This window comes from Pectobacterium sp. F1-1 (assembly GCF_025643735.1).
Classification (GTDB): Bacteria; Pseudomonadota; Gammaproteobacteria; order Enterobacterales; family Enterobacteriaceae; genus Pectobacterium; species Pectobacterium colocasium.
In genome coordinates this window covers 3896827-3920058 of sequence record NZ_CP104733.1, presented here as the reverse complement: position 1 = coordinate 3920058, position 23232 = coordinate 3896827, and the positions used below count along the sequence as shown (strand labels likewise).

The window sequence follows — 23232 nt, the reverse complement described above, 5'->3', positions numbered from 1 at the left end:
ACGCTGTCCTTGAATATGTTATTGATATTCTTTTCGAATTGACCTGGACGTATTTGTGGGGTTTGACTGTTCGTACTGTTACTCATTTTTTATATCCTTTTAATGAAGCGTATCAGTCAGGCTGTGTGCGTTAAATTATAGGCAATAATGTGTAATGGCGGTTATGGCTGTCTGGGGGATGAAAAATTATATTATGAACGGTGGTGGTATTTAAAAATCGCAGATAGCATTTCTGCTACCTGCGATATAATTAATCAAAAAAGAGAAATATAAGATTATGAATCACATTCTGCGATAACCAGAACGTTGACGCTACCATAAGCTTTATTGTTGGATTTGTCTTCCATATAACAGGTTGCAGAAATGGTGACACCGTTGCCGCTAAAACTGGATATGGAACTGGACACACTGATGGTTTTTAAGTGGTGGTCAGCACTACCAAAAGAAAGTTCAAAGGCTTGAACCGCGACAGAGGCGTTAAGTACACGAGTTCCGAAATCGATATTCTGTGTTGCACCAGATTGAACTTTAGCAACTTGAAATTTTGTAGTGGACATAGCTAATCCTTGTTAATAAATAATTCTAGTGATCCTTTATTTCAGGAGTATTGCTGTTGGCTATTTCAATAACAATTAGTGCAAGATATAAATTATATTCAAGAAATAGTTTTGTCAATGTCCTTGAGATAAAAATAATTCGTGTTGTTATTTTATTGTCTTATTGTTATATATGGATTTTTATTTGGTTTCTATAGTTATTATTTGTCTGGTAATTGTTTTTGAACCATTCCTTCAAAGGGAAGTGAAGGGATAATTTATTTTCTATAACTTATTCTGATAGTTCTGGTTTTAGTCGTTATCCATAAATAACGCAGGGTATGTAAAACACCGAGTGTGGTTTATTTTTTATGGCAGTTTTATTAAGCGTCATATCCAATGATAAATACGCGTGGAATAGCAACAAAAAATAAATGGTTATTAACCCGCGATGATTAATAAATCAGGCGTTGTGGCTGACAAATTTAACAATGACATCGTTATGACATGCTTAATGGGGATGTGGTCAAAATCAGTGTGGCTGGAGAAACTGGCTTAGCCGTGGTGAGTAAAAACCCTGCCGAAGCAGGGTTTGATGGTTCTGGATTGCCAACCTCAAAGAGGCATTTTTTAGAACGGAATGTCGTCGTCGAAATCCATTGGTGGTTCGTTGCTTTGTGCTGGCGTGCTATTTTGCGCTGGGCGTTGCTGAGACTGCGCGCCGCCGCTGAACTGGTTGCCACCCTGCGGCTGCTGAGGTTGACCCCAACCGCCTTGGCCGCCACCTGCATTGCCACCGCCTGCTGGTGCGCCGCCGCCCTGGCGTCCACCTAACATCTGCATGGTGCCGCCGACATTAACGACGACTTCGGTGGTGTAGCGCTCTACGCCAGCCTGATCGGACCATTTACGGGTTTGCAGTGCGCCTTCGATGTAAACCTGAGAGCCTTTGCGCAGGTATTCGCCTGCGACTTCTGCCAGTTTGCCGAACAGAACCACACGGTGCCACTCGGTCTTCTCTTTCTGCTCACCGGTTTGCTTGTCACGCCAGCTTTCCGACGTCGCCAGCGTGATGTTGGCAACTGCACCGCCATTCGGCATATAGCGGACTTCCGGGTCTTGACCCAGATTCCCGACAAGAATCACTTTATTAACGCCTCTGCTGGCCATGCTCGTGTCTCCTGATGAATCGGTAGATTTATTTTCTAAGTCTAAACGATCAATCTTACCATGTGGAAAACTCTATGTCATACCTGCGAAATGGCTTCCGAAATGAAAGTAAGATTTGCAGCGTTTGCAAGGTAAACGGGTTTAATACTGGATATCCATTCAGTTTTTTTTGTGCCATAATTGCTCGTTTCGTACCGGTTCTCTCCGTTCGAGAGGCGATGACAAACCGTTTTTATTCCGGGAAGTGTGTGAATGGATAAGATCGAAGTTCGTGGTGCTCGTACCCATAATCTCAAGAATATCAACCTGATAATCCCCCGTGACAAGCTGATCGTAATCACCGGCTTGTCGGGTTCGGGTAAGTCATCGCTGGCGTTTGACACGCTGTACGCCGAAGGGCAGCGGCGCTATGTGGAATCCCTCTCCGCTTACGCCCGTCAGTTCCTGTCGTTGATGGAAAAACCGGACGTCGATCATATCGAAGGGCTGTCGCCCGCCATCTCTATCGAACAGAAATCCACCTCGCATAACCCGCGTTCTACGGTCGGGACGATTACCGAAATTCATGACTACCTGCGTCTGCTGTTTGCACGCGTGGGTGAGCCTCGCTGTCCGGAGCACGATGTGCCGTTGGACGCGCAAACGGTCAGCCAGATGGTAGACAACGTGCTGGCGCAGCCGGAAGGCAAACGCCTGATGCTGCTGGCGCCGATTGTGAAAGATCGCAAAGGCGAACACAGTAAAACGCTGGAAAACCTGGCTTCACAGGGCTATATCCGCGCCCGTATCGACGGCGAAGTGTGCGATCTGTCCGATCCGCCGAAGCTGGAATTACAGAAAAAGCACACCATTGAAGTTGTCGTCGATCGGTTTAAAGTGCGCGACGATTTGGCGCAGCGGCTGGCAGAGTCATTCGAAACCGCGCTGGATCTCTCTGGTGGTAGCGTGGTGGTGGCGGATATGGACGACCCTACCCAGCCTGAACTGTTGTTCTCGGCGAACTTTGCCTGCCCGGTGTGTGGCTACAGCATGCACGAGCTGGAACCGCGCATGTTCTCGTTCAACAATCCGGCGGGTGCGTGCCCGAGCTGTGATGGTCTGGGCGTGCAGCAATTCTTCGATCCGGCTCGCGTGGTGCAAAACGCGGAGCTGTCGCTGGCTGGCGGCGCGATTCGCGGCTGGGATCGCCGCAACTTCTATTATTTTCAGATGCTGCGCTCACTGGCGGAGCACTACAAATTTGACGTCGATGCTCCGTTTGAAAGCCTAAGCGCCTCAGTCCAGAAAGTCATTCTGTACGGCTCCGGTAAAGAGAACGTCGAATTCAAATATATCAACGATCGCGGTGATACCTCGATACGCCGCCATCCGTTCGAAGGCGTGCTACACAATATGGAGCGCCGCTATAAAGAAACGGAATCCACGGCGGTGCGCGAAGAGCTGGCGAAATTCATCAGCAACCGTTCCTGCGCCAGCTGCGGCGGGACGCGCCTGCGTGAAGAGGCGCGTAACGTGTTCGTTGAGCAGACGACGCTGCCGCAGATTTCCGATATGAGCATCGGCCATGCGATGACGTTCTTCCAGAATATGAAGCTCAGCGGGCAGCGTGCCCAAATAGCCGAGAAAGTGCTGAAAGAGATTGGCGATCGGCTCAAGTTTCTGGTGAACGTCGGGCTGAACTATTTGTCGCTTTCCCGCTCGGCGGAAACGCTGTCCGGCGGTGAGGCGCAGCGTATTCGTTTGGCAAGCCAGATCGGTGCCGGGTTGGTTGGTGTCATGTACGTGCTGGATGAACCCTCTATCGGCCTGCATCAGCGCGACAACGAGCGCCTGCTGGAAACCCTGATTCATCTGCGTAATCTGGGCAATACCGTCATTGTGGTGGAACATGATGAAGACGCGATTCGCGCCGCTGACCATGTGATTGATATCGGTCCCGGTGCAGGCGTGCACGGTGGACAGATTGTTGCAGAAGGCACGATGGAAGAGATTATGGCGGTGCCGGATTCGTTGACGGGGCAGTTCCTCAGCGGCAAACGCAAGATCGACATCCCGAAACAGCGCGTACCTGCGGATCCGACCAAAGTGCTGAAACTGATTGGCGCGAAAGGCAACAACCTGAAAGACGTCACGCTGACGCTGCCAGTTGGGCTGTTTACCTGTATCACCGGTGTGTCGGGATCGGGCAAATCGACCCTGATCAACGATACCTTGTTCCCACTGGCGCAGCGTCAGTTGAACGGCGCGACGCTGGCAGAGCCTGCCGCTCACCGTGAGATTCAGGGGCTGGAGCATTTCGATAAGGTGATCGATATCGATCAAAGCCCGATTGGCCGCACACCGCGTTCCAACCCGGCAACCTATACCGGTATTTTCACGCCAATTCGTGAGCTGTTTGCCGGCGTGCCGGAAGCGCGTACCCGCGGCTATAACCCTGGCCGTTTCAGCTTTAACGTGCGCGGTGGGCGCTGTGAAGCCTGCCAGGGCGATGGCGTAATTAAGGTCGAAATGCACTTCCTGCCGGATGTTTATGTGCCGTGCGACCAGTGCAAAGGCAAGCGCTATAACCGCGAAACGCTGGAAATTCAATATAAAGGCAAAGGCATTCATGAAGTGCTGGATATGACTATCGAAGAAGCGCGAGAGTTCTTTGATGCCATTCCGGCACTGGCGCGGAAGCTGCAAACGCTGATTGACGTTGGCCTGTCCTACATTCGTCTTGGCCAGTCGGCCACCACACTGTCCGGCGGGGAAGCGCAGCGTGTGAAACTGTCTCGCGAGCTGTCAAAACGCGGAACCGGGCAGACGTTGTATATTCTTGACGAACCCACGACCGGCTTGCACTTTGCCGATATTCAGCAGCTTCTTACCGTTCTGCATCAGTTGCGCGATCAGGGCAATACCATCGTGGTGATTGAACACAATCTGGATGTAATTAAGACGGCAGACTGGATTGTCGATTTGGGGCCGGAAGGCGGCAGCGGCGGTGGCGAAATTCTGGTTTCTGGCACGCCGGAGACGGTGGCAGAGTGCGAGAAGTCTCATACCGCACGCTTCCTGCGACCGATTCTGGCACGTGAAGCCTGATAGCAGGGAGATGGCGATGTGGATGCAATATGAAATCCGCCTGAAACCGAAAGCCAGAGGTTTCCATCTGGTGACTGACGAGATACTGGCGCAGGTCACTGCACTGCGCCAGATAAACGTCGGGCTGATGCAGGTGTTCATCAAGCACACCTCGGCGGCGCTAACGATTAACGAGAATGCGGACTCCACGGTACGGCAGGATTTCGAAAGCTTCTTTAATCGCTTAGTGCCGGAGGATGAACCGTACTACCGCCATACGTATGAAGGGAGCGACGACATGCCGGCGCACCTGAAGGGCAGCCTGTTAGGAAACAGCCTGATAATCCCCGTAACCAATGGACGCCTGAACATTGGCACCTGGCAGGGCATCTACCTGTGCGAGCACCGCAACCACGGCGGCAGCCGCTCGCTGGTTGTCACACTCAACGGGGAATAGTCCAACGACATGCGTCGTACCAGCGACGCATCCCGATAAATACCGAACTGCCTGTGCGGCAGTGAACGTACAGGCACGTAATCTGCTTTTGGCGGCTCATTTCTAAGCTGCCTATGCGGCAGTGAACCGTTCATATTTTACGGTAGTTACCTAATTTTAAAAGAAAATAAACCATTTCCCCCGAAAAACCCTTTTTTATTATGGTTGATAATAGAAATTAAAAATCAATGAGTTATTACGATACGTAAAAAGGGTCATAAATGTCTGGCAAAGATTTTATTTTTCGTCGATAGACCTATGCTGGGTATCTGCATAGGCTATGGATATACAATTACATGATTAATATCTATACTGAGCTTATGTTTTAGCCAGCACTATTAAATGGTAAGTAACTGGCTGAATTCCCTGTAAAGAGGAGATGCATCATGCGTATTGTTTCGGTTTTTAAAAACGGTAACAACCGTGCTATTCGCTTGCCGCGTGATATGGATTTTGAGGGCGTCAACGAACTGGAGATCGTGCGTGAGGGGGATACCATCATGCTGCGTCCAGTGAAGCCCAATTGGCATTCATTTTTGCAAGAAGAGCGCGCTGACGCTGACTTTATGACAGAACGTCAGGATGTGATTGAAGAGGGGAGATTCAAGCTGTGAGCCGCTTGTTCATGCTGGATACCAATATCTGTTCCTTTATTATGCGTGAACACCCGGCGGCAGTGATTGATAAGTTGCAGCAGTGCACGTTACGACGTGATCGAATTGTGGTCTCTGCCATCACTTACGCCGAAATGCGCTTTGGTGCGGTTGGCAAAAAAGCTTCGCCACGCCATATGCAACTGGTTGATGCTTTCTGTCGTCGGCTCGATGCGGTGTTACCTTGGGATAGCGCCGCGGTAGACGCGACGACGAAAATCAAAATTGCGTTAGCCGCGGTTGGTACACCCATTGGCCCAAATGATGCGGCCATCGCCGGTCATGCCATCAGCGCTAAGGCCATATTGGTTACCAATAATCTGAGAGAGTTTGAGCGAGTACAGGGCTAACGTTGGAAGATTGGGTTAAATAGTTGCTGACCGCGATATCTGCCTGTACGGCAGTGAACCTCCAAGCATCAATTTATAGAATGAATACGGATTTCTAAGCTACCGGACAGGCAGCTTAGAAAAGGCATACACCGCAGCGGAATCACTCAAAGATGTTCACTGTCGAATAGGCAGCTTAGAAAAGACATCGGCGCCGCGTTAGATTTCGATACGCGTTCACTGCCGCACAGGTAGTTTATCCACGATCTTAAACGCTGCTGTCTGGCTATTATCGAGGTAGCGCTGCGCCAAGTGCTCAATCCATTTAGGCTTTAAATAACGCATATTGATGGCCTTATTTCGTAAATTTTTTAAGTAATTAGTTTCTTTTTGAGGGAATGAAAAAATTGCGAGTTGGGCATTATTCCCATTTAAAAATCATCATTTTTCCGGTAATGCGCCCAATTAGTAGAACATGTGTTTTTCAATGAATGCCCCGATGACTTTTTCATGCAATTCTATCGAACGCGAGAAGCAGATTGTTTTACGGGCCAGACGTTTAATACGTGTCCTCAGTGTCAGGTTGTTACGCTCAATACGCTGAGTGAAGATTTTTCCTGTCAGATGCTTATCTTTCGGGAGTTCTCTGGCATAACTGCCCCAGTCATCGCTGGTTATCATACCGATGTTAAACGGCGTCAGCAGAGCCAGAAGTTCACGGCAGGTGTTATCCGTGCGCGGTCCAAACGTGTAAGCCAGAACGCCACCTGTTTTGGTGTTGTATGCATACCAGAGCCAATGCTGCCGGGCTTTATTGCCGACAAAGCTCCATTGCTCATCAAGCTCACAGATAAGTGCTACATCGGCATGAGCGACCGGAGAGGAAGTTATTCGCTTCGGCGCGAGTTTTTTAACGTGCGAATGACGGTGTTAATACCGATTTTCAGTGTTCTGGCTGTATCACGAACGCCGGCGCCGTTGAATGCCATTTCGGTAATTTGTTGTTTGACACCGGGCTTACGCGCTTCATAGGTATAGGTGAGCAGAAACACGCGGTGACAGTCACGACAGCGAAACCGGTCACGACCTTTAGGGTTCTGTCCATGACGGTAAACCTGAACAGACTGACAGCGAGGACAATGAACATTAACGCTGGCCATGAGCAAACCTCAAAGCGGTCATTATATATCAATTCAACTAATTAGAGGCACCACCACCTCAGCGTTATTTTTACGCGATATGAAATAATAAAAATCAACGTATTAAAATAAAATCACATTTATTCTGTTTTTCTGACTAACCCGCCTTCCCTTTTGCAGGGAACGTAGATCCTAACCCGCACTTATTTCTCGCCAGTTGAGCCAGAGTCGCATATCAAATTCCAACTGGTGATAATCAGGATCCATGTGGCAACAAAGTTGATAAAAGGCTTTGTTGTGGTCTTTTTCTTTGAGGTGGGCGAGTTCGTGTATCACGATCATCCGCAGGAAATCTTCCGGCCCATCACGAAATAGCGTCGCTATTCGGATTTCGTTATTGGATTTTAATTTTCCGCCCTGTACGCGCGCCACAAACGTATTGGTTCCCAGCGTTCCTTTTATCGGATTCTGTTTGTTGTCGTAGAGTACCTTTGATATTGCGGGGGCGTTTTTCAGATAGCGCTGTTTCAGCTCGGCGACAAACTGATAGAGCGACTTGTCACTCTGGATCGGATGGCGGTCAGGGTATCTTTTTTCCAGCCAGGGGCCAAGTTTGCCTTGATCGAGGAGCATTTGAACTTGGGCAACAATCGCCGGAGGGTAACCGTTCAGGTAGCGTAGTTGGGTCATGAAATTTTTATCACACAAGCCACTGAGTTAAGCGAGTTCACAACGGTGAGTCGGTTAACCCCGTGGCGTTGTCATTTTACGATTTACTGAATCGCGGCGAAGGCCGCAGCGACGCGTTGGACGTTGCTGTGGTTCAGTCCCGCCATACACATACGGCCGCTGGCGATCAGGTAGACGCCGAATTCTTCACGCAGACGATCAACCTGCTCCGCGCTGAAACCGGTATAGCTGAACATGCCGCGCTGAGTGAGCAGGTAGTCAAAGTTGCGGTTCGGCAGCGCATTTTTCAATGCTGAAACCAGTTCCTGACGCATGCTCAGAATACGTGTACGCATCTCTTCGACTTCTGCTTTCCAGTCAGCGTTCAACTGCACGTCATTCAGAACTTTAGAAACGACCTGTGCGCCGAAATTCGGTGGGGAAGAGTAGTTGCGGCGGACGGTCGCTTTTAACTGACCCAGCACACGCTGTGCGCTGTCGGCATCGTCACACACCACGGAAAGGCCGCCGACGCGCTCGCTATACAGTGAGAAAATCTTGGAGAACGAGTTGGCGATGAGTGCCGGAACGCCCGCGCTGGCAACGGCGCGAATCGCATAGGCATCCTGTTCGATCCCGAGGCCAAAGCCTTGATAGGCGATGTCCATAAACGGGATCAGCTCACGCTGGATGATGACCTCAATGACGCGATCCCACTGCTCGGTGGTGAGGTCTGACCCCGTTGGGTTGTGGCAGCACGGGTGCAGCAGTACGACGCTGCGCGCTGGCAGCGTTTGCAGCGTGGCAAGCATGGCGTCAAATTTCACGCCCAGGCTTTCGCCATCGAAATACGGGTAGGTGTGAACGTTAAAGCCCGCGCCCTCAAAAATCGCAATATGGTTTTCCCATGTTGGATCGCTGACCCATACTTCTGAATCCGGGAAGTAACGTTTCAGGAAATCCGCACCCACTTTCAGCGCACCGGAACCGCCCAACGTTTGGATGGTGGCGATGCGACCCGCTTCCAGCGCCGCGTGGTTTTCGCCAAATAGCAGGTGTTGGATCGCAGTACGGTAAGGCTGTAACCCTTCCATCGGCAGATAAGAGCTTGCGCTCTGAGCTGGCTGTTTCAGGCTACTTTCTGCCGCGCTGACGGAGCGCAGTTGCGGGATAATATTCTGCTCGTTGTAGTAGAGCCCGATACTCAAATTGATCTTATCTGCTCTTGGATCCTGTTTGAATTTTTCCATCAGAGACAGGATAGGATCTCCGGCATAGGTATCAACGTTTTGAAACACAGTATAGCTCTCCTGAGTGTGTCATTTTTATGGGTACCGCAACCCCGACGACGGTGGGGGACAATCAGGCCGCGTAACGGCCGGGGCGATGATTCATCGCGATAATCAGGTTCAGAATGGTTGCCCCCAGAATCGAAGCAATCAACATCGGTATGCTTACCACGAACAGGGAAGTCAGCACAATCACAACGTCAACGCCCATCTGGAGTTTTCCTGCCCGTAGGCCGTATTTGTCCTGAAGATAGAGCGCCAGAATATTCACACCGCCGAGGCTGGCCTTATGACGAAACAGCACCACGAAGCCGATTCCGGTGATGATATTGCCAAACAGCGTGGCGTAGAACGGGTTGAGCTGATCGAAATGAACGAACATCGGGTGCAGGTCGGAAAACAGAGAAACCAGCCCGACGGCGCAGAACGTTTTCACCGTGAATGCCCACCCCATGCGGCGTAAAGCCAGATAATAAAAAGGCAGGTTCAGCAGGAAAAAGGCGATGCCAAAGGAGACGTTGGTCAGATAGTGGATAAGGAAAGCCATGCCTGCGGTGCCGCCAGTGAGCGCACCTGCCTGACGTAGCAGAATGACGCCAAATGACACCAGCAGCGTGCCGAATAGTATTGCCAGAATATCTTCCAGCAGCGTGTGTGATATTTTTTGTGTGGGAATAACGTTATCCATGGTGAGCACTCAATAGACTGTCGTAAAAACATGTGCTTACCAAAGCAAGAATCGCACCAGATAGTGAAAATTAGCGGTGGGTCTGTATGTAATATCGTCACTGATAAGAGCAACGTATTGAATTATATGAATGAAAATAATGCGTGATTCATGCGAGTTTTATTCTTTATTTGGTTGATTCGTGCATTTAATTTGATTTTTTTGCGTGAATCATTCATTTTCTGCACCAAATAGAGGCGGTTGCCCTAATTCAGGGCAACGCAGGCAGTTCCGGCATCATTAAACCGTTTTCTTTGAGGCGGTTTAATACCACAGAGGTTTTCAGGTGCGCGACGCTCTTGTTCTGCGACAGAATCTGGCTAATCAGCGTGCTGAGCCCAGGCAGATCCGCCACGGCGACTTTTAACAGATAATCGGCATCGCCCGTAGTTTTATACGCGTCGATAATGGCGTCCACCTCTCCCAGCATTTGGTGAAAGCGCTCAACGTATTCGCTGGTGTGGTTGATCAACCGCACTTCAATTAATCCCAGACACTCCAGTCCGACCGCGTTCGGCGACAGGCGGGCATGATAGCCGAGAATCAACTGCGCCTGTTCCAGTGCGATGCGGCGGCGGGAGCATTGTGAGGCGGACAGCCCGACCAGCTCGCTGAGTTCCTGATTGGTCAGGCGGCCGTTAGTTTGTAGCAGCGTCAGGATTTTCAGATCGAAATCATCAATGGTGTACATCGCGTTCCCTAAACAGTGTCAGGCAGTGAGCCAAACAGACTACCAGTTTTTTAGGGCGCGTTGCCTATGAGTTTTTTATCGTAGCAAGGCACCTTTTCATCCGTGTGCACCATGATAGGTCATGTTCATGCATCGAAGAGGGATGAATGATTTAATTTCGTGCATTTGTGTCTTTTATTTGCACTAAGTGTGGGTGTTTTTTGGGTTAAATGCGCGATGTGTGAAATTGTTGTCATGAATAAATTATGAAAATTTTCATTGTGTTACTAGCAATAGTGAGTCTGTCTACAGACTAAGGACGGTTATCTGGCCTGATAGTTGCTAAACCCTCTCGGTTCGAATTTTATTGCTGACGGGGAAAATCATGGATACAGAACAGGCAGAAGGGCAGTTGAAAAGAGGTCTGAAGAATCGTCATATTCAACTGATAGCACTGGGGGGCGCAGTCGGAACCGGGCTATTTTTAGGGATCGCGCAGACGATCAAAATGGCTGGGCCATCGGTACTACTGGGTTATGCGATTGCGGGCGTCATTGCATTTTTTATCATGCGGCAACTGGGTGAGATGGTTGTAGAGGAGCCGGTTGCTGGCTCATTTAGCCACTTTGCCTATAAGTACTGGGGGAGTTTTGCCGGATTTATGTCCGGCTGGAACTATTGGGTGCTGTATGTCCTGGTAAGTATGGCTGAATTAACGGCCGTCGGGATTTATATCCAATATTGGTGGCCGGATGTACCAACCTGGGTTTCTGCGGGAATATTCTTCTTGCTGATCAATGCGATCAACCTGACCAGCGTTAAGGTATATGGCGAAATGGAATTCTGGTTTTCGATCATAAAGGTGGCGGCGATCATGGGGATGATCGCTTTTGGATGCTATTTGCTGTTCAGCGGCGCGGGTGGCCCAGACGCTAGCGTCGCGAATCTGTGGCAACACGGCGGCTTTTTCCCGAACGGTGTGAGTGGCATGGTGATGGCGATGGCAGTGATCATGTTCTCTTTCGGCGGGCTGGAACTGGTGGGGATCACCGCGGCTGAGGCGGACGATCCGCAAAACAGCATTCCGCGGGCGACGAATCAGGTTATTTACCGCATTCTTCTCTTTTATGTTGGCGCGCTGGCGGTGCTGTTATCACTGTACCCGTGGGGGAAAGTGGTTGAAGGCGGTAGCCCATTTGTCATGATTTTTCATGCTTTGGATAGCAACGTTGTCGCGACCGTGCTGAATCTGGTGGTGCTGTCTGCTGCGTTATCGGTTTATAACAGCTGTGTGTACTGCAATAGTCGCATGTTGTTTGGGTTGGCTAAGCAAGGAAACGCTCCACGTGCGCTGTTGAAGGTCAATCAGCGCGGTATCCCGCTGGCGGCGCTTGGCGTCTCCGCTTTAGCGACGGCAGGATGTGTGCTCATCAACTACCTGATGCCGGGTAAAGCCTTTGAGCTGCTGATGGCGTTGGTGGTATCTGCTCTGGTTATCAACTGGGCGATGATTTGCATTACTCACCTGAAGTTCCGCGCTGCGAAAAAGCAAGCACGGCAGGAAACGCGCTTTAAAAGTCTGGGTTACCCCGTGACGAACGTCATTTGCCTGCTTTTTCTGGCGGGGATTCTGGTCATTATGGCGATGACGCCGGGTATCCAGATTTCGGTGTTGTTGATCCCTTTTTGGCTATTGGCGTTAGGCGTGAGCTACGTTGTGAAAAAGAAGAAGAGTAATTCGGCAACATTGACTGCTAATGTGAATTAATCGTGCATGGTGCCCAATATTAACCGGCGTGACGGCCAGTATTGGGCATAACTTATTTTACAATGATCCGTTCATCCTCTTCTCCCAGACAGACACTTAACTGCTGCCCGTCAGGACTAAAGGCGCAGTAGGGAAGGGGGGCACGTAGGTAGAGATGCAACGGAAGCGCCAGATACAGCGCGATGAGCATCAGCGCGGCGACCGCTTTAGCGTAGGTTGGATGCGGGGCGACCGGGTTGCGCCGGGCATGCCGATATTTCACGATGCCGATAGCGGCCATACCTGCGCCCACCAGCATGGAAACATACAGTTCGCCGGGCATGGGTGAAAGTATCAGATTGTCGTTTTCATACTCCTGCCAATATTGAACCCGCCACAGGGCGCTGATGCCGATTTGCACCAGCCCTGCGAGTATCCAGGCAACACGCCATCCCGAGAGCCGAAAGAGCGCCAGAAAGCAGAATCCCGATGCCGCGCAAGACCAGTAAATCAGATCGAACATCGCGCTAAACATGCCGCCAAACAGCGTGCCACCGACATCCGTCGGTTTCAGGGTTGAGAAATTAATGAAGGCAAACAGCGCCAGAATCGCGGATACGGCAAGCCAGCTTGCCGCATAGTAGATAACCTCTCTGAAAGCCGGCAGGCTGTGAGCCTGCCGATAAAAACCAGTCAGTCCGTTTTTACTCACCGTCGACGTATTCCAATACGGTGCGCTGTGTTAAGCGCGTGATCAGTTCGTAGGCGCTGGCACCGGTGTGCGCGGCAATGCGTTCAACCGGTAGCGTCGGCCCCCAAAGGATAACCGCATCGCCGACCTTATCCTGCGCATCGGGCCCTAAATCCACCGTGATCATATCCATCGACACGCGACCGGAAAGCGGCACTTCACGGCCGTTGATGAGTACGGGCGTGCCGGCTGGCGCGCAGCGCGGGTAGCCATCGCCGTAGCCGACGGCGACCACACCCAGGCGGGTATTGCGTGGGCTGGTCCAGGTGCCGCCGTAACCGACCGCTTCACCCGCGTGGTGTTCACGCACGGCGAGCAGGTGAGAGGTAAAGGTCATCGCAGGCTGGAAGCCGAAATGCGCGGCGTCTTCGTTATCCAGCGGCGACACGCCATAGAGAATAATGCCGGGGCGGACGCGATCGCGATGCGACTGAGGCCACAGCAGAATGCCGCCGGAAGCCGCGATGGACTGCGCGCCGGGCTTATCCTGTGTAAAGGCATCGAAGCACGCTAACTGGCGTTCGGTGGTGCCGGCTTCGGGCTCATCGGCGCGGCTAAAGTGACTCATGATATTGACGGGCTGAACCACATTGCGACATGTGCTTAGGCGCTGCCAAAACGCGTCGGCGTGTTCCGGCAGAACGCCAAGCCGGTGCATGCCGGTATCGAGCTTCATCCACACGCGTAGCGGTTGCGGCAGCGTGGCCTGCTCCAGCGCGGCAAGCTGTTCGGGGCTGTGAACGGCGGTTTCTAGCTGGTGCTCGACCAGAAGCGGAAGGTCGTCAGCGGAGAAGAAGCCTTCCAGCAGGACGATAGGCTTGGTGATGCCCGCGGCGCGCAGTGCCAGCGCTTCGGAGAGGCGTGCGACGCCGTAGCAGTCCGCGTCGCAAAAGGTATGGGCCGCTTCGATCATGCCGTGGCCGTAGGCGTTGGCTTTCACGATGGCAACGACCTGGCTGCCAGGCGCGAGCTGGCGGATACGTTGCAGGTTGTGGCGCAAAGCACGCCGGTTAATGACGGCTGTTGCCGTTTTCATTCTTGTTCCTTAGTGCAGTGTTGTCATTGCTGAGCGCTGCGTTATTCATCGTCATATTGTGGGCCGGCATAGTTATCAAAGCGCGACCACTGCCCGTTAAAGGTCAAACGCACGGAACCAATCGGACCGTTACGCTGTTTCCCCAGAATGATTTCAGCGATGCCTTTCAGATCGCTGTTTTCGTGATAAACCTCATCACGATAGATAAACATAATCAGGTCGGCATCCTGCTCGATAGAGCCGGATTCACGCAGATCCGAGTTAACCGGGCGCTTATCGGCGCGCTGTTCCAGACTACGGTTAAGCTGCGACAGGGCGACAACCGGAACCTGCAATTCTTTTGCCAGCGCTTTGAGCGAGCGGGAGATTTCCGCAATTTCCAGCGTACGGTTGTCGGACAACGACGGCACGCGCATCAATTGCAGGTAGTCGATCATGATCAGGCTCAGGCCGTCATGTTCACGGAACACGCGACGGGCGCGGGAACGCACTTCGGTTGGCGTCAGGCCGGAGGAGTCATCGATGTACATGTTGCGTTTTTCCAGCAGGATCCCCATGGTGCTGGAAATACGCGCCCAGTCTTCATCGTCCAACTGACCGGTACGAATGCGGGTCTGATCCACGCGGGACAGCGACGCTAGCATACGCATCATGATCTGTTCGCCGGGCATCTCCAGACTGAAGATCAGCACGGGTTTGTCCTGCATCATCGCGGCGTTTTCACACAGGTTCATCGCGAAGGTGGTTTTCCCCATCGAGGGGCGCGCGGCGACGATGATTAGGTCAGATTTCTGCAAGCCCGCGGTCTTTTTATCCAGATCCTGATAGCCGGTAGACACGCCGGTTACGCCGTCGTGCGGGCGCTGATACAGCTGTTCGATTCGGGAAACGGTATCTTCCAGAATACGGTCAATGCTCTTCGGGCCTTCATCTTTGCTGGCGCGGTTTTCGGCAATCTGGAAGACGCGGGATTCCGCCAGATCGAGCAGATCTTCACTGCTGCGACCTTGTGGATCGTAACCCGCATCGGCGATCTCATTGGCGACGGAGATCATTTCACGCACTACAGCGCGCTCGCGTACGATGTCGGCATAGGCGCCGATGTTAGCAGCGCTCGGAGTATTTTTTGCCAACTCGGCCAGATAGGCGAAGCCACCGGCGGATTCCAGTGAACCTTGCAGCTCAAGCGATTCGGACAGCGTAATCAGGTCGATCGGTTTGCTCATTTCGAGCAGGCGCTGCATCTCAGTGAAAATCAGACGATGAGCGCGGTTATAGAAGTCGTTCGCGACAACACGTTCGGCGACATTGTCCCAGCGTTCATTGTCGAGCATCAGGCCACCCAATACCGATTGCTCCGCTTCCAGCGAATGTGGCGGAAGTTTCAGACCTTCCATCTGGCGGTCACGGGGTTCATTCGATTTATTGGTGGGTCTTTTCTCTGCCATGAAACGGGTTCTTTACCGGTTGATTTGCCATTGGATTAGGGGGCATTGTATATGCCACACGTCCGAAATAACACAATCGGATACCTATAATGATGAAACGATGAACCTGTCACGATTAAGGAGATAACATGGCAAAACGCGTTCAGTTCCGGGCTTATGGTGGCCCAGAGGTTCTGCAATATGTGGATTTCACGCCTGCCGAACCCGCAGCGGGAGAGGTTCAGGTTGAGAACCGCGCCATTGGCATTAATTTTATCGATACCTATATTCGCAGCGGTCTGTATCCGGTGCCGGATTTACCGTCCGGGCTGGGAACCGAAGCGGCGGGCGTCGTGACGAAAGTCGGGGCAGGGGTGAGCGTGCTGAAAGTCGGCGATCGCGTCGTGTATGCGCTGTCCGGGCTGGGCGCGTATAGCGAGGTACATAACGTGGTCGCGGAGAAAGTTGCGCTGCTGCCGGACGCCATCAGCTTTGAGCAGGCGGCGGCCTCTTTCCTGAAAGGGCTGACGGTTTACTATCTGCTGCGCCAGACGTACGAGATCAAGCCAAATGAAGTCTTCCTGTTCCATGCGGCGGCGGGTGGCGTTGGGTTGATTGCCTGCCAGTGGGCGAAGGCGCTAGGGGCGAAGCTGATCGGAACGGTGGGTTCTGATGAGAAAGCGGAGCGGGCAAAACAGGCGGGTGCCTGGGCAACCATCAATTACCGCACCGAGAATATCGCACAGCGCGTTGCGGATCTGACCGAAGGGCAGAAGGTGAACGTCGTGTATGACTCGGTCGGGAAAGACACCTGGGAAGCCTCGCTCGATAGCCTGCGTCGCCGTGGATTGATGGTCAGCTTCGGTAATGCGTCTGGGCCGGTCACCGGCGTTAATCTGGGGATTCTGAACCAGAAGGGGTCGCTGTACGTCACACGTCCGTCGCTGTTTGGTTACGTCACCAACCGTGCCGAACTGGAACAGGCCAGCAATGAACTTTTTTCACTGATCGCCAGCGGAGCGATTACGGTGGACGTGCCACAGAGCCAGAAATTTGCACTGTCGGAGGCGCAAGCGGCGCATCGGGCGCTGGAAAGTCGTGGCACACAAGGGTCATGCCTGCTGATTCCCTAATGTCCGCTTCTGAAAAGCAGAGGGCCTCCCATCGGGAGGCCTGTGCCATTACGCTAATTTCATCAAACTGTATGTAGGGTACAGCGTAGTGATCGTCACGAAGGTGCCGCTGCGCGGCTATTATTGCCCTGACGACGATGAAATCGTGTGGCTTTTTGCCACCCTATTTTATTTACCCAGCTTAATTTCACCTTTTAAACGACACTCAGGCGTAAAACTGTGGCGTCATCCTAGCAGCCACATCAGGGAAAAAATATCTGCTGGCGCACACTTTTGTACTAAACAGGCCGTATTAAAACAGGCCGCACTAAAATAAGTCGCTGTTAAATACGGTCTTGCCCGTCATTTTTGCGCGTAACTCATTTTCGCGTAACCCAGATTTTTCCCTTTCTGGCATTACCACTCATTCCCGTTGCGTTGGCGATAAGTGTATTTTCGATAGGTATAGCGGTGCGAATTGTAGACGGGACGCCCGCTGAATTTGCGCCACAGCCACACCGCCACAACGGCTAAAATTAACCACGGCAGCACCTTTATCGCCATACTAAACAGCCCGCCAATCAGCATAAAAAGGGACGCCACAAACAGTGCTGCAATCACGCCCAGCAGTGACACGCCCGTCAACATCAGCATGATAAAAAAGCCAATAACGAAGAAAATTTCCAACATGGTGCGCTCCTGTAGCTGTTAAACCGCATCTGACGCAGGGAAGAGAAAAAGATAGCTCTGCGTGCTACACAAGCAATTACAAGAATTATGCCAAGATGTGCCGCTGTTAAGTGATTGATTTATCAGCGGCGCTGGGAAGAGAAAGGAACGAATGTTGATGAAAAAGACTAACTATTAGTGTTTTTTAAACCAGATTAACCAGCGCCAGCGCACGCTCTACCACCGCCGCATCGGCACCGGGTTTGTGGGCGTTTTCACTCAGGTAGCGTCGCCACTGGCGCGCGCCGGGGATGCCCTGAAACATGCCGAGCATGTGACGCGTGATGTGGCCTAATGCTGCACCACCTGAGAGTTCGCGTTCGATATAAGGGTACATGGCACGTACCACGCCAGCCAGATCCGGCGTGGCGGCATCAATGCCAAACAGTTCTTGGTCAACCTGCGCCAGAATACCGGGATTCTGGTAGGCCTCACGCCCCATCATCACCCCGTCCAGATGCTGCAAATGCGTTTTGGCTTCTTCCTGCGTTTTGACGCCGCCGTTGATAGCGAGGGTGAGCGCGGGGAAATCGCGTTTGAGCTGGTAAACGCGCGGATAATCCAGCGGCGGAATTTCACGATTTTCTTTCGGGCTAAGGCCTGATAGCCAGGCTTTGCGTGCGTGGACGATAAAGGTATCGCACTCGCCGCGTTCGGCAACGGTTTGAATAAAATCGCACAGGAACTCATAGCTGTCTTGATCGTCAATCCCGATGCGGGTTTTCACCGTAATCGGGATCGAGGTACTGTCTTTCATCGCTTTGATGCAGTCTGCCACCAGCGCCGCTTCGCCCATCAGACAGGCACCGAAACGGCCATTCTGTACACGATCGGACGGACAGCCGACGTTCAGGTTAACTTCATCATAGCCGCGCTGCTCTGCCAGTTTGGCACATTGCGCCAGTGCTTGCGGATCGCTGCCGCCGAGTTGTAGCGCTATCGGATGTTCTTCCTCGCTGTAGGCCAGGTAGTCGCCTTTGCCATGCAGAATCGCGCCCGTCGTGACCATTTCAGTATACATCAATGTTTGGCTAGTCAACTGGCGCAGAAAGTAACGACAATGGCGATCGGTCCAGTCGAGCATCGGCGCGATGGAGAAGCGGTTAAGGCGAGAAGCGCGGGAGTCGGCTGATACCGTATGGTGTGTACCTGATTTTACGTCGGTCATGATTTGTCAGTTATCGTTTCGTGTGTCTGGCGGTGTTGTCTGAGGTTACCTTTTCTGGCGCGACTATAGCATAGGGAGCGCATCGTGACTGAGTGTTATCTTACTTTGGGTTAGTGGGATCCTTTCGTTCATTATACCCGTCTGACCATGTCCTCAACTTGCCTAATGCTAATAGCATATCCCAATAGGACTTTATTCTATACCCCAAAGAATTCGAGTTGCAGGAAGGCGGCAAGAGAAGGAATCCCGATGAGTTTACTCAGGTAAGTGATTCGGGGGAGTGAACGCTGAACGCAACCAACGTACATGCAACTTGAAGTATTACGAGTATATAACCATGATCAGTCATCATGCTATTAATAAGCAAAAAGCAGTGTTGGAAAAAACCATTCATGCGACAAGGGAAAACAGAATACGCTGATAAGGTGCAGGCCGTCGTACATCGTCACGCAGCCTATTTTCTGGGTGACGATGAACTGTTTGATTAATTACTTATCCAGAAAAACAATATCGCCAACTTCTGTAGCATCAGCGCCGTTATTGGCGTCAATACGCAATCGATAGTAGGAATATTCCCCCGGTATCGCAACCTGAAATTCACGGGTTGCACGTCTACCAAAGTACTGTTTCATCTGTTGGTCAAGCGTATTCCAAGTCACGCCATCATTCGATCCTAGCAACGTCCAGTCTCGTGGATAGCGTTTGTCTGTGGATGAGTCGGTACTGCTGATTTTATAACTAACCGCTTGTAATGATTCACCTTTAGGGAGACGATATTGCAAGTAAAGCGGTGTATTGCTCTCATTTGCCGCATACTTGGTGTTGATATCACCATCAAATGCTCGCTGAACACCGCTGCCTTCCCACTGCCTATTTGCCCATACCTGTGCACCAGTGTACTGGTTATGAGCTGTCAGTGGATTGACATTCTCCCAGCCATCGTCACGACCTTCATTGACAATATGGATATTGTCAAAATAGTTGACCCGAGTTTCGTTGGGTGTGTAGTTAGAGTCATCCCAGGCATATTGTCCAAAAGTAAAATGCATCCGACCTTCAATGGTGTCATCATCACGCCATACGCCAAAACCAAAATTGATGTTTTTCGCACTATAGGTCGGCTTATTTTTAGGCGCACCATCAAACCATAACTCGACCTGACCTTGCTGCTGACGTGATACCACTACATGAACAATCACCGGAATCCAGCGATCTCGGGGAATATCCTTAACGAGTATGGGTTCAGTTGGTGTCACACATCCGGTACGGTGTGAAAACATCAGGCTGTTGTTAACCACCGTCAACATCCCTGCCCACGATGTGCAACTACCGTTACCACTAAATAACTGGAAAATACCGCCACGTTTATCCATTGGATAGCCTTTCGAAGGCAGATAGACCATAAACCCTATCCACGCCTCTTTTTGTGTACCATTATCCGGTCCAGCACAGGCTTCCGCACCACGTCTCAGTCTTGGATGCGTCGTATAATTATAGCCCGTCTCAGTCCAAAAGCTTTTAATCGCTTTGGTACCAACAATATCAGACGTACTAATTCCTTCATCTTTTAGATCCACAATACTGACCCAATTTGGAGATTGAGTTGTACACATGTGCATGGGTTGCATCGCGCCCTCATGTGAGCGCTCACTCCCTAATTGCCAGCCATTCTCGAATCCGGTCTTGGCTGAACGGACAGATATTTTTTTACTGAGAGTTTTGCTACGGCCATTGATATCCTTCACCGTAAGAGAAACGGTATAGTTTCCGTCTTTGGCATAAGTATGCCGTGGCCTCATTTCCGTGGATGTCACACCATCACCAAAATCCCATTGATAAGTACCAATACGATCGAGGTCAAAAGAAGATAGACCGCCATCAAATACGATGGTGAGTACGCTTGCGGTGTAAGAAAAATCTGCTTTTGTCGCAGTTTTAGCCGCCGATACCGCAGCATTTGACAACTCTTCTTCAGCTATTCCTGATGAAAACGGCAGCATAATAATAAGACTTCCAATAATTCCTGCCAGCAGGCCTTTTCCCTTATTCATGTTAATTCTCCTTTAATCCTTATTTACCCACGTTTTTTATTAAAAAACGAATATCCCGTTATTAATGAACGCTGAAAACAACAACATATACTCCACATAATTCTAGTTTCAGGAAGGCGGCAAGAGAAGGAATCCCGATGAGCTTACTCAGGTAAGTGATTCGGTTGAGTGAACGCCGCCAACGTACATGCAACTTGAAGTATTACGAGTATAAATAAGATTGGTGTTGTTTATTGATGTAATTATTCCTATATAAATAAAAGTTATATACCTGTGCGCATTGAAGATGGCAGATTCAACTCCAAATGCTGGATACCTAACAGAGTAAGGTGCAGTTTTTTATGGCAAAACCTGAGTACTCCCTGTGATCTTCTTCCAATATCGGCGTCCGGATAAATCAGAAATCCGGGGCTATGTGCAGACTTCGGACAAATTCTGCCGGAGTCTGGTTATTTAACGATGAATGTGGACGGTACTGGTTATATTCCTGTCGCCAGTGTTTTCTCTTTTCCTGAGCATCTTCCAGTGGCATGAATCAGTGCAGGTTCAGACATTCATCCCGCAGGTTCCCGTTAAATGATTCAATCAGGGCGTTATCTGTAGGCTTTCAGGGGCGCGAGAAGTCCATTATTATTCCCGCTTCACGGCAGATGGGTTTCACGGAACGTTCGGCTTCAGCGGACTTCAAAACGGCGGTGATCTGGTGCTCGATAAATCGTGCTTTGCGCATCGTTATCTCCCCAACGGAACATAACTACTATGTCTGAAGATCTCTAAAAGTGAATGGTTCGGTTAAGTGTGATACTTACAGTGTACCGCTACTCATTTTGAGCACAGTAGTCATTCTTTGAATCCGATGATAAGGATTCAAAGAATGACTACCTATGAAGGTTGATGAGAACGCTTATGCGGTGGCGTGTTTGACCATCTGTGTCAGCACGCGTCGCCACGCGTCAACCTGGCCGAGGTAGTTTGCCGCAGGGATTTGCTGGAAATTCCCGTTGGCATCTTCCAGTGCAAACGTGGGGAAGCCTTGCCCGCGTACTTTCGCCAGTAATTCCCGGCTAGCGCTGATGTGTTTTGACAGCGTTTCTTCCTGGATAAAGGCGAACTCGGTGCTGAAAGCCTCGCCATCCAGACCGATTGCTTCCGCGCACTGACGCAGCACGGCAGCATCGGCGATCTTGAGCCCGGAAACGTAGTGCGCCTGCTCAATCTGGTACAACATCTCCATGCCTTTGTCAGCCATCGCTTCCGCAGCAAGTACGGCAGCCGTCGGCGGCGCGGAATCCAGTATGACGCTGGTATCACGCAGCAGCCCTTCGTAATACGCTTCCCCGAAGGTTTGCCCGGTCATTTGTGCAATGCGGTGATCGTGGGGAATCACGTAATCATGCCACTCCGGGGTGATGGTACGGCTATTGCTGCCCGTCATCATTCCGCCGCCGTGGAGGATCAGATCCAACCCGTCAATCTCCTGTGCTGCCAGTGCGAGTGGGGCGGCACCGTAGCACCAGCCGCACAAGGGATCGTAAATATAATGCAGTCTTACTGTGGCCACTTCATTTCACCTTTCAGGACTTTGGCGCTCAATTCAAGACCCGATTCTTCTTTCAGTGTAGGGTAGTGTTTTTTCATTGCAGCGATCAGTTCGGCAGAATCTTTGCTTTTTGCCAGTGCTTTTTCCACCGTATCCAGATATTGCAGTGTAAACGTCACATTTTTCAAGGTGTAATCGGTTGGAGCGATAAAGTGACCTGGCACGACGGTGGTTGGCTTCAGCGCTTCAATGGATTTCAGCGTGTCACGCCAGTGAATGCGAGATTCTGGCGTTTGGGTATCGGCAAGCCATACGTGGATGTTGGCAGACACCGGAATACCGCCGACAACGGCTTTCAGCGAAGGGATCCAGACGAACGTGCGATCTGGCGTTGGCCCTTTCAGCCCTTTTACTTCCAGTTTTTTGCCATCAACGGTAAAGCTATCACCTTCCAGCGCTTGAGGAACCACGATCTCTTTCGGTGCGTTTTCTTTCAGAACCGGGCCCCAATGCGCCACTTTGCCGTCTTTGCTGGCGTTGATCGCGTCGATGGTGGCTTGAGTGGCAATAATTTTCGCGTCTGGGAAGGCGGCTTTAATCACGTCCAGACCGAAATAGTAGTCAGGATCGGAATGGCTGATATAAACGGTAGTCAGTTTTTTGCCAGTGGCTTTGATGCGATCAACCAGCGTTTGGGCGTCGTTACGCTGGAACTGTGCATCGATCAGGACGACTTCTTTATCGCCGCTGATAATTTCAGAGGAAACAGGGAATACACTGGCTTCACCTGGATTAAATACGTCAATTTTTAACTCAGCGGCGTGAGCAGCAGAAGCCAGGCCCAGCGAGGCAGCGAGTAAAGATACGGTAAAAGCGATAGATTTAGACATGGTGATATTCCACAGGTAACAGGTATGACAGAAAGTG

20 protein-coding genes and 2 pseudogenes are annotated in these 23232 nt (G+C 51.1%); 6 read left to right on the top strand and 16 right to left on the bottom strand.

Features of this window, described 5'->3' with window-relative positions; translation table 11 throughout:
* Nucleotides 1-275: 275 nt before the first annotated feature.
* Together NAL19_RS17590 and ssb1 are read right to left on the bottom strand one after the other, a co-directional pair.
* Nucleotides 276-557, bottom strand: a complete 282-nt coding sequence (locus tag NAL19_RS17590; RefSeq protein ID WP_263058023.1) for a hypothetical protein — start codon at nt 555-557, stop codon at nt 276-278.
* Between the two features lie 609 nt (nt 558-1166).
* On the bottom strand, nt 1167-1706 hold the full coding sequence (gene ssb1 / locus NAL19_RS17585; protein ID WP_263058022.1) for a single-stranded DNA-binding protein SSB1: 540 nt from the start codon (nt 1704-1706) through the stop codon (nt 1167-1169).
* A gap of 252 nt (nt 1707-1958) precedes the next feature.
* Here ssb1 and uvrA point away from each other — a divergent pair, with 252 nt between their 5' ends.
* The 4 genes and pseudogenes from uvrA to NAL19_RS17565 all read left to right on the top strand — a co-directional run bounded on the left by uvrA (nt 1959) and on the right by NAL19_RS17565 (nt 6294).
* Nucleotides 1959-4793 carry an excinuclease ABC subunit UvrA gene (uvrA, locus tag NAL19_RS17580; protein ID WP_263058021.1) on the top strand — a complete coding sequence of 945 codons (2835 nt, stop codon included), beginning with the start codon at nt 1959-1961 and terminating at the stop codon, nt 4791-4793.
* A 16-nt stretch (nt 4794-4809) separates the two neighbouring features.
* Complete coding sequence (locus NAL19_RS17575; protein ID WP_263058020.1) at nt 4810-5229, top strand: secondary thiamine-phosphate synthase enzyme YjbQ; 420 nt, start codon at nt 4810-4812, stop codon at nt 5227-5229.
* Between the two features lie 425 nt (nt 5230-5654).
* Nucleotides 5655-5882 carry a type II toxin-antitoxin system VapB family antitoxin gene (gene vapB, locus NAL19_RS17570; RefSeq protein WP_225085721.1) on the top strand — a complete coding sequence of 76 codons (228 nt, stop codon included), beginning with the start codon at nt 5655-5657 and terminating at the stop codon, nt 5880-5882.
* A gap of 11 nt (nt 5883-5893) precedes the next feature.
* Nucleotides 5894-6294, top strand: a pseudogene (locus NAL19_RS17565) (type II toxin-antitoxin system VapC family toxin).
* A gap of 421 nt (nt 6295-6715) precedes the next feature.
* Here NAL19_RS17565 and NAL19_RS17560 read toward each other — a convergent pair.
* The 5 genes from NAL19_RS17560 to NAL19_RS17540 all read right to left on the bottom strand — a co-directional run bounded on the left by NAL19_RS17560 (nt 6716) and on the right by NAL19_RS17540 (nt 10765).
* Nucleotides 6716-7410 (bottom strand): IS1 family transposase gene (locus NAL19_RS17560; protein WP_263058019.1). Its coding sequence is split into 2 segments (ribosomal slippage): nt 6716-7164 and nt 7164-7410, totalling 696 coding nucleotides; the frame shifts between segments, so codons are not numbered across the junction.
* Between the two features lie 171 nt (nt 7411-7581).
* A complete protein-coding gene (locus NAL19_RS17555) occupies nt 7582-8079 on the bottom strand; it encodes a M48 family metallopeptidase (RefSeq protein WP_263058018.1) in 498 nt (165 codons plus the stop codon).
* Nucleotides 8080-8162: 83 nt separating this feature from the next.
* Nucleotides 8163-9356 carry an aromatic amino acid transaminase gene (locus NAL19_RS17550; protein WP_263058017.1) on the bottom strand — a complete coding sequence of 398 codons (1194 nt, stop codon included), beginning with the start codon at nt 9354-9356 and terminating at the stop codon, nt 8163-8165.
* 64 nt (nt 9357-9420) lie between these two features.
* Entirely contained in the window at nt 9421-10035 is a 615-nt protein-coding gene (locus tag NAL19_RS17545) for a YitT family protein (protein ID WP_263058016.1), read from the bottom strand.
* A 250-nt stretch (nt 10036-10285) separates the two neighbouring features.
* Nucleotides 10286-10765 carry an Lrp/AsnC family transcriptional regulator gene (locus NAL19_RS17540; RefSeq protein WP_180741597.1) on the bottom strand — a complete coding sequence of 160 codons (480 nt, stop codon included), beginning with the start codon at nt 10763-10765 and terminating at the stop codon, nt 10286-10288.
* A 364-nt stretch (nt 10766-11129) separates the two neighbouring features.
* On the opposite strand from NAL19_RS17540, the gene NAL19_RS17535 reads away from it, so the two are divergent.
* Nucleotides 11130-12512, top strand: coding sequence for an amino acid permease (locus NAL19_RS17535; protein ID WP_263058015.1), 1383 nt, complete (start codon nt 11130-11132; stop codon nt 12510-12512).
* 52 nt (nt 12513-12564) lie between these two features.
* Here NAL19_RS17535 and NAL19_RS17530 read toward each other — a convergent pair whose 3' ends face one another.
* The 3 genes from NAL19_RS17530 to dnaB are packed head-to-tail and all read right to left on the bottom strand — an operon-like array spanning nt 12565 to nt 15726.
* Complete coding sequence (locus tag NAL19_RS17530; protein WP_263058014.1) at nt 12565-13203, bottom strand: hypothetical protein; 639 nt, start codon at nt 13201-13203, stop codon at nt 12565-12567.
* Nucleotides 13196-14278 (bottom strand): alanine racemase, encoded by a 1083-nt coding sequence (gene alr / locus NAL19_RS17525; protein ID WP_263058013.1) that lies wholly within the window; start codon nt 14276-14278, stop codon nt 13196-13198. The genes NAL19_RS17530 and alr overlap by 8 nt, the downstream gene beginning before the upstream one ends.
* Before the next feature lie 41 nt (nt 14279-14319).
* On the bottom strand, nt 14320-15726 hold the full coding sequence (dnaB, locus tag NAL19_RS17520) for a replicative DNA helicase (RefSeq protein WP_010279223.1): 1407 nt from the start codon (nt 15724-15726) through the stop codon (nt 14320-14322).
* Nucleotides 15727-15854: 128 nt separating this feature from the next.
* Between dnaB and NAL19_RS17515 the strand changes: the two genes are divergently transcribed.
* Complete coding sequence (locus tag NAL19_RS17515) at nt 15855-16838, top strand: quinone oxidoreductase (RefSeq protein ID WP_263058012.1); 984 nt, start codon at nt 15855-15857, stop codon at nt 16836-16838.
* Nucleotides 16839-17234: 396 nt separating this feature from the next.
* On the opposite strand, the gene pspG is transcribed toward NAL19_RS17515, so the two are convergent.
* From pspG to NAL19_RS17480, 6 genes and pseudogenes are all read right to left on the bottom strand, one after another.
* Entirely contained in the window at nt 17235-17507 is a 273-nt protein-coding gene (gene pspG / locus NAL19_RS17510; RefSeq protein WP_225085712.1) for an envelope stress response protein PspG, read from the bottom strand.
* Between the two features lie 184 nt (nt 17508-17691).
* Complete coding sequence (gene dusA, locus NAL19_RS17505) at nt 17692-18714, bottom strand: tRNA dihydrouridine(20/20a) synthase DusA (protein ID WP_263058011.1); 1023 nt, start codon at nt 18712-18714, stop codon at nt 17692-17694.
* Between the two features lie 488 nt (nt 18715-19202).
* A complete protein-coding gene (locus NAL19_RS17500) occupies nt 19203-20765 on the bottom strand; it encodes a heparin lyase I family protein (RefSeq protein WP_225085709.1) in 1563 nt (520 codons plus the stop codon).
* A 397-nt stretch (nt 20766-21162) separates the two neighbouring features.
* Nucleotides 21163-21408 (bottom strand): annotated as a pseudogene (locus NAL19_RS17495) (integrase core domain-containing protein); the annotation flags it as partial.
* 261 nt (nt 21409-21669) lie between these two features.
* Complete coding sequence (locus NAL19_RS17485) at nt 21670-22326, bottom strand: DsbA family protein (protein ID WP_225085708.1); 657 nt, start codon at nt 22324-22326, stop codon at nt 21670-21672.
* On the bottom strand, nt 22314-23195 hold the full coding sequence (locus NAL19_RS17480) for an MBL fold metallo-hydrolase (protein WP_263058010.1): 882 nt from the start codon (nt 23193-23195) through the stop codon (nt 22314-22316). Before NAL19_RS17480 ends, NAL19_RS17485 begins: the two co-directional genes overlap by 13 nt.
* Between the last annotated feature and the right edge of the window lie 37 nt (nt 23196-23232).

Bases quoted from the DNA above. Each gene is read 5' to 3' on its own strand.
- NAL19_RS17590 (WP_263058023.1), bottom strand. From the start codon at position 557: ATGTCCACTACAAAATTTCAAGTTGCTAAAGTTCAATCTGGTGCAACA.
- ssb1 (WP_263058022.1), bottom strand. From the start codon at position 1,706: ATGGCCAGCAGAGGCGTTAATAAAGTGATTCTTGTCGGGAATCTGGGT.
- uvrA (WP_263058021.1), top strand. From the start codon at position 1,959: ATGGATAAGATCGAAGTTCGTGGTGCTCGTACCCATAATCTCAAGAAT.
- NAL19_RS17575 (WP_263058020.1), top strand. From the start codon at position 4,810: ATGTGGATGCAATATGAAATCCGCCTGAAACCGAAAGCCAGAGGTTTC.
- vapB (WP_225085721.1), top strand. From the start codon at position 5,655: ATGCGTATTGTTTCGGTTTTTAAAAACGGTAACAACCGTGCTATTCGC.
- NAL19_RS17555 (WP_263058018.1), bottom strand. From the start codon at position 8,079: ATGACCCAACTACGCTACCTGAACGGTTACCCTCCGGCGATTGTTGCC.
- NAL19_RS17545 (WP_263058016.1), bottom strand. From the start codon at position 10,035: ATGGATAACGTTATTCCCACACAAAAAATATCACACACGCTGCTGGAA.
- NAL19_RS17540 (WP_180741597.1), bottom strand. From the start codon at position 10,765: ATGTACACCATTGATGATTTCGATCTGAAAATCCTGACGCTGCTACAA.
- NAL19_RS17535 (WP_263058015.1), top strand. From the start codon at position 11,130: ATGGATACAGAACAGGCAGAAGGGCAGTTGAAAAGAGGTCTGAAGAAT.
- alr (WP_263058013.1), bottom strand. From the start codon at position 14,278: ATGAAAACGGCAACAGCCGTCATTAACCGGCGTGCTTTGCGCCACAAC.
- dnaB (WP_010279223.1), bottom strand. From the start codon at position 15,726: ATGGCAGAGAAAAGACCCACCAATAAATCGAATGAACCCCGTGACCGC.
- NAL19_RS17515 (WP_263058012.1), top strand. From the start codon at position 15,855: ATGGCAAAACGCGTTCAGTTCCGGGCTTATGGTGGCCCAGAGGTTCTG.
- pspG (WP_225085712.1), bottom strand. From the start codon at position 17,507: ATGTTGGAAATTTTCTTCGTTATTGGCTTTTTTATCATGCTGATGTTG.
- dusA (WP_263058011.1), bottom strand. From the start codon at position 18,714: ATGACCGACGTAAAATCAGGTACACACCATACGGTATCAGCCGACTCC.
- NAL19_RS17500 (WP_225085709.1), bottom strand. From the start codon at position 20,765: ATGAATAAGGGAAAAGGCCTGCTGGCAGGAATTATTGGAAGTCTTATT.
- NAL19_RS17480 (WP_263058010.1), bottom strand. From the start codon at position 23,195: ATGTCTAAATCTATCGCTTTTACCGTATCTTTACTCGCTGCCTCGCTG.